The organism is Mycobacterium simiae (genome assembly GCF_008370645.1).
Classification (GTDB): Bacteria; Actinomycetota; Actinomycetes; order Mycobacteriales; family Mycobacteriaceae; genus Mycobacterium; species Mycobacterium simiae_A.
The window spans coordinates 1-5,160 of the sequence record NZ_VTZN01000253.1 but is presented as its reverse complement, the minus strand read 5'-3'; the positions used below and the strand labels follow the sequence as shown (position 1 = coordinate 5,160).

Sequence of the window (5,160 nt, the reverse complement as noted above, 5' to 3'; positions counted from 1 at the left end):
AGATGGTCGACCGCGAGCAACTCAGACAGCCGCTGCACGCGACCTCACTTCGTGACGAGCTGGTCGGCGCCGGCACGCGGTGGCGGCGACTCGACGTCGTGGATCAGACCGGCTCCACCAACGCCGACCTACTGGCCCGCGCAGCGTCGAACATCGACATCGACCGGGTCGTGCTGATCGCCGAACATCAGACCGCAGGACGTGGGCGCCACGGCCGGCACTGGACGGCCGCTCCCCGCGCGCAGATCACGATGTCGGTCGGGGTGCGTATCGATCACGTCCCGACCGGTGTGTGGGGCTGGCTGTCGCTGGCGACCGGGTTGGCGGTAGCCGACACGGTGGCGCCCCTGATCGACAACATCGTCGAGGCAGGGCTGAAATGGCCCAACGATGTGTTGGCCGGACCGGCGGGGGCTACGGGCAAGCTGGCCGGCATCCTGGTGGAGGTCACCCACCCCTACGCGGTAATCGGTATCGGACTCAACGTCACGCAAGCCCCCGAGGAGGTCGACGGGCCCGGTGCGACGTCACTGCTCGACCTCGGCGTGCCGGCGCCCGATCGGAACCCACTGGTCCGCAGGCTGTTATCAGAGCTGGCTGCGCGAATCGCCCAGTGGCAAAGCACCGACCCACGACTGGCGGCCGACTACCGGGCCCGCAGCCTCACCATCGGCGCTCGAGTGTGTGTGCAGCTGCCCGGCGGGAAAGAGCTCGCCGGGATCGCCCGGGACATCGACCACCACGGCCGGCTGTGCCTCGACGTCAACGGCCGAACCGTCCTGGTGTCAGCCGGTGACGTGGTGCATCTTCGTTAGCTAAGGTCCCAATATGAGGTATCCGGACAACGCCATGGCCGTTGGCGAGCAAGTTGTCCTGCATCGCCATCCACACTGGAAGCGGCTGATCTGGCCGGTCGTGGTGCTGTTCGTGATCACCGCGCTGGCAGCGCTCGGCTCCGGGTTTGTCAATTCCACGCCGTGGCAGCAGCTGGCCAAGAACGTCCTGCACGGCGTTATCTGGGCCATCTGGTTGGTGATCATCGGCTGGCTCACCCTGTGGCCGTTCTTGAGCTGGTTGACCACCCATTTCGTCGTCACCAACCGGCGGGTGATGTATCGCCATGGCGTGCTCACCCGAAGCGGAATCGACATTCCGCTGGCTCGGATCAACAGCGTGGAGTTTCGGGACCGGATCTTCGAACGGATGTTTCGCACCGGCACCCTGATCATCGAGTCGGCGTCACAGGATCCGCTGGAGTTCTACGACATTCCGCGCCTGCGAGAAGTGCACGCGCTGCTGTATCACGAAGTTTTCGACACCCTGGGTTCGGAGGAATCACCCAGCTGAGCAGGCCCGTTCAGCTCCCTGCGATTGGCCTTGTTGCGCCAGGCGCGCAGCAGTGTGACGTTGCCGCCCTCCAAGGTGTCCTCCAGGACTTCGGCGATCCCGCCTGCCGTGAGCGCCGATTCCAGCGCCTTATCCGGGTTGCGGGCAAACTCGTCAGGGAAGACCCAGCGCCGAAACGCCCAGAAGCGGAACGCCATCTGCAGCAGATTGCCGATGATGTAGGCCGAGATGAAGTCGGCGATGTTTTCTACTGTCAGTGACACGGTCGGTACCCGCAGTTGCAGGACATAGCTGGAGACCCATAACGGCGCCATGCTGAGCAGCACCCCCACGCCGCTGAAAGCGAAGAACAGCAGTGCTTCGTGGTGGCGCTCGCGGCCGCCGCGGTCGCGGAAGCTCCATTCCCGGTTCAGCACGTAGGAGGCAATGACGGCGACGATTCCGGCGATTACTTTGGCGGTGACCGGCTTGCTCTCCAAAATCGTCAGCTTGAGCGTGTAGAAAATTACCGAGTCGACGATGAACGTGGTGCCGCCGACGATGGCGAATTTGATCAGTTCATGGTGGCGCTGCGCGTAGGGCTGAACCACCCCGGGAAGGCGCGCGATCGTGGCATCGGCAAAGGACACAACACGTCAGTGTACGGATCGATACAAAATAGTCGAAAATGATACATAACGATGCGGCCCCGCCGCCGGTAGACGCGCTGGTCAAGGGCCGTGACACCATTATGGACGTGCCGAGTTCAGACTCCCCGCCGGTCGCCCCAGTTGTTGCCATGGTCGGCGCAGGCCAACTCGCCCGGATGACCCATCAAGCCGCAATCGCGCTCGGTCAGAACTTGCGTGTATTGGCGAATGCGTCCGATGAACCGGCCGCGCAGGTCACGCCCAATGTCGTCATTGGCTCGCACACCAACCTGGAAGACCTGCGGCGGGTTGCGGCCGGTGCCAACGCGCTGACTTTTGACCATGAGCACGTGCCGACCGAGCTGCTGGAAAAGCTCGTCGCCGAAGGTGTGCACGTGGTGCCACCCCCGCATGCTCTGGTGCACGCCCAGGACAAGCTCCTCATGCGGCAGCGCTTACAGGCGCTAGACGTGGCGGTGCCGCGCTACACGAGTATCGAAAGCCGCGACGACCTGGCAGCACTGGACGCCTTTGCCGGGCGAGCGGACGCGCCACTGGTAGTGAAGGCGGTGCGCGGGGGTTACGACGGCCGCGGTGTCCGCATGGCGCGTGATCTTGCCGATGCCCGCGACATCGCACGTGATTTCCTGGCGGACGGCGTTGCGGTGCTGGTCGAAGAGCGAGTGAAGCTTCGACGGGAACTATCGGCGCTGGTGGCGCGCTCCCCGTTCGGCCAAGGCGCGGCGTGGCCGGTGGTGGAGACAGTGCAACGGGACGGCATCTGCGTGCAGGTCATCGCGCCCGCGCCGGCGCTGCCCGAAGACACGGCGGCGGTGGCCCAGCGGCTGGCGTTGAGATTGGCGGCCGAACTCTGCGTAGTCGGTGTGCTGGCCGTCGAGCTGTTCGAGACCGTCGACGGCGTGCTGGTGGTCAACGAACTCGCGATGCGCCCGCACAACTCCGGTCACTGGACCATGGACGGGTCCCGCACCAGTCAATTCGAACAGCACTTGCGTGCGGTGCTGGACTACCCGCTCGGCGACACCGACGCCATCGTCCCGGTGACGGTGATGGCCAATGTGCTCGGTGCCACCCAGCCGCCGGCGATGACCCTCGACGAGCGGCTGCACCACTTGTTCGCGCGGATGCCTGATGCGCGTGTACACCTTTACGGCAAGGCGGAGCGCTCCGGCCGCAAGGTGGGGCACATCAATTTCCTCGGCGCCGATCTGGCCGACGTGACCAAACTGCGTGGGCGTGCGGAGTTGGCGGCACACTGGTTATCACACGGGCAGTGGATGGACGGATGGGATCCGCACGGCAAAGCGGACCACGATGCACCGGAGGCCAGCCCCGCCCGCAGCGGAGAGGAGCGGCGTACATGACCCAGCGCCCACGGGTCGCGGTGATCATGGGCAGCGACAGCGACTGGTCGGTAATGGCCGACGCCGCCGCCGCGCTGGCCGAGTTCGATATTCCCATCGAGGTTCGGGTGGTGTCTGCCCATCGCACACCAGCACTGATGTTCGACTATGCGCGCACCGCGGCCGAACGCGGCATCGAGGTCATCATCGCCGGCGCGGGCGGGGCCGCCCACCTTCCCGGGATGGTCGCCTCGGCCACGCCGCTGCCAGTAATTGGCGTGCCGGTGCCACTGGCCCGGCTCGACGGTCTGGACTCGCTACTGTCGATCGTGCAGATGCCGGCTGGGGTTCCGGTGGCTACGGTGTCCATCGGCGGCGCCCGTAATGCCGGTCTGCTGGCGGTGCGGATGCTGGGATCGTCGGATCTGCAGCTGCGGGAGCGGATCGTGGCATTCCAAGACGGGTTGGCGGAGACGGTGCGAGCCAAGGATGCGGAACTGCAAGAACTTGCGGGTAAGTTAACCCGCGACTAGAAGGAGGGCCGTGATGGCTGGCTGGGCTGGAAACCCGTCGTTCGATTTGTTCCAGTTGCCCGAAGAACACCAGGAGTTGCGGGCGGCGATTCGGTCGCTGGCCGAGAAGGAGATCGCCCCGCACGCCGCGGACGTGGACGAGCATTCCCGCTTTCCGCAAGAGGCCCTGGATGCACTCAACGCCTCGGGTTTCAACGCCGTGCATGTGCCCGAGGAGTACGGCGGCCAGGGGGCCGACTCGGTGGCGGCCTGCATCGTCATCGAGGAGGTCGCCCGCGTCGACGCGTCCGCTTCACTGATTCCTGCGGTCAACAAGCTGGGCACCATGGGGTTGATCCTGCGCGGCTCCGAAGACTTGAAGAAGCAGGTGCTGCCCCAGCTCGCCGACGGGACCGCGATGGCCTCCTACGCCTTGAGTGAGCGGGAGGCCGGTTCCGACGCGGCGTCGATGCGCACCCGCGCCAAGGCAGACGGCAACGACTGGATTCTCAACGGCGCCAAGTGCTGGATCACTAACGGGGGCAAGTCGTCGTGGTACACGGTGATGGCGGTGACCGATCCGGACAAGGGCGCCAACGGCATATCGGCATTTATGGTGCACAAGGACGATGACGGCTTCGTCGTAGGCCCCAAGGAACGCAAGCTCGGCATCAAGGGTTCCCCCACCACGGAGCTGTACTTCGAAGAGTGCCGGATTCCCGGCGACCGGATCATCGGGGAGCCAGGCACCGGTTTCAAGACCGCCTTGGCAACGCTGGATCACACCCGCCCGACCATTGGAGCCCAGGCGGTAGGCATCGCCCAGGGCGCCCTGGACGCGGCGATCGCCTACACCAAGGACCGCAAACAATTCGCACAGTCGATCAGCGATTTCCAGGCCATCCAGTTCATGCTCGCCGACATGGCGATGAAGGTCGAGGCAGCCCGGTTGATGGTCTACACGGCTGCCGCGCGCGCCGAGCGCGGCGAACCGAACCTCGGATTCATCTCCGCCGCCTCGAAGTGCCTGGCCTCCGACGTGGCCATGGAGGTCACCACCGATGCGGTGCAGCTCTTCGGTGGGGCCGGATACACCCTCGACTTCCCGGTCGAGCGGATGATGCGCGACGCCAAGATCACCCAGATCTACGAGGGCACCAACCAGATCCAGCGGGTAGTGATGTCCAGGGCCCTATTGCGCTGAATGTTCGCCGGGTTGGCTTGACGCGACGGATCCGCGGGTAATTGATTGCTCAGGACGCGTGTGGCGCCAAGCTGGGGCGCCTTAGTGGTCTCGCTGGTAAGTTC

General features: G+C 65.2%; 6 protein-coding genes. 5 read left to right on the top strand and 1 reads right to left on the bottom strand.

The window, feature by feature from the left end; all coding sequences use genetic code 11:
* Nucleotides 1-2 precede the first annotated feature (2 nt).
* Both F0Q45_RS24125 and F0Q45_RS24120 read left to right on the top strand, forming a co-directional pair.
* The gene (locus tag F0Q45_RS24125) at nt 3-815 is read left to right on the top strand and encodes a biotin--[acetyl-CoA-carboxylase] ligase (RefSeq protein WP_149656301.1); all 813 of its coding nucleotides are present in this window, start codon (nt 3-5) and stop codon (nt 813-815) included.
* Between the two features lie 13 nt (nt 816-828).
* A complete protein-coding gene (locus F0Q45_RS24120) occupies nt 829-1,347 on the top strand; it encodes a PH domain-containing protein (RefSeq protein WP_149656300.1) in 519 nt (172 codons plus the stop codon).
* Here F0Q45_RS24120 and F0Q45_RS24115 read toward each other — a convergent pair.
* Nucleotides 1,302-1,976, bottom strand: a complete 675-nt coding sequence (locus F0Q45_RS24115) for a GtrA family protein (RefSeq protein ID WP_149656299.1) — start codon at nt 1,974-1,976, stop codon at nt 1,302-1,304. The genes F0Q45_RS24120 and F0Q45_RS24115 overlap by 46 nt on opposite strands.
* Before the next feature lie 98 nt (nt 1,977-2,074).
* On the opposite strand from F0Q45_RS24115, the gene F0Q45_RS24110 reads away from it, so the two are divergent.
* The 3 genes from F0Q45_RS24110 to F0Q45_RS24100 are packed head-to-tail and all read left to right on the top strand — an operon-like array spanning nt 2,075 to nt 5,056.
* Nucleotides 2,075-3,361 (top strand): 5-(carboxyamino)imidazole ribonucleotide synthase, encoded by a 1,287-nt coding sequence (locus tag F0Q45_RS24110; protein WP_149656302.1) that lies wholly within the window; start codon nt 2,075-2,077, stop codon nt 3,359-3,361.
* Nucleotides 3,358-3,873: a 5-(carboxyamino)imidazole ribonucleotide mutase gene (gene purE, locus F0Q45_RS24105; protein WP_149656298.1), complete on the top strand. Its 516-nt coding sequence runs from the start codon at nt 3,358-3,360 to the stop codon at nt 3,871-3,873. The genes F0Q45_RS24110 and purE overlap by 4 nt, the downstream gene beginning before the upstream one ends.
* Nucleotides 3,874-3,886: 13 nt before the next feature.
* A complete protein-coding gene (locus F0Q45_RS24100; RefSeq protein WP_149656297.1) occupies nt 3,887-5,056 on the top strand; it encodes an acyl-CoA dehydrogenase in 1,170 nt (389 codons plus the stop codon).
* Nucleotides 5,057-5,160 lie beyond the last annotated feature (104 nt).

Excerpts from the sequence above, each read along its gene's own strand:
- F0Q45_RS24125 (WP_149656301.1), top strand. The coding sequence starts at position 3 with ATGGTCGACCGCGAGCAACTCAGACAGCCGCTGCACGCGACCTCACTT.
- F0Q45_RS24120 (WP_149656300.1), top strand. The coding sequence starts at position 829 with ATGAGGTATCCGGACAACGCCATGGCCGTTGGCGAGCAAGTTGTCCTG.
- purE (WP_149656298.1), top strand. The coding sequence starts at position 3,358 with ATGACCCAGCGCCCACGGGTCGCGGTGATCATGGGCAGCGACAGCGAC.
- F0Q45_RS24100 (WP_149656297.1), top strand. The coding sequence starts at position 3,887 with ATGGCTGGCTGGGCTGGAAACCCGTCGTTCGATTTGTTCCAGTTGCCC.